The 273-nt window shown below is 60.1% G+C and carries 1 pseudogene; it reads left to right on the top strand.

Features of this window, described 5'->3' with window-relative positions:
* Positions 1-273 (top strand): annotated as a pseudogene (locus AACY45_RS28995) (hypothetical protein); the annotation flags it as partial.

Below are 273 nucleotides of genomic sequence, written 5' to 3' on the forward strand. Positions count from 1 at the left end.
ACCACCAGAAGATGGTGTTGGTGGACTACGAAGACACCGCGAACGCCGTGGGTTTCGTCATGGGCCACAACATGCACCGCAACTACTGGGATACCAGCGCCCACCTGTATGACGACAAAGCGGCGCGTCGCAGTCCGGGCTTCGGCCCCTGGCAGGACCTGTCGATCAAAGTGCAAGGCCCTGCCTTGCATGACCTGAACCACAACTTCGCCACCGCCTGGGATCGGGAAACCGCCTGGGTCAAAAAATGGTTTGTCGATGGCCTGCGCGATC

Source organism: Pseudomonas sp. RA_35y_Pfl2_P32 (genome assembly GCF_963970735.1).
GTDB lineage: Bacteria > Pseudomonadota > Gammaproteobacteria > Pseudomonadales > Pseudomonadaceae > Aquipseudomonas.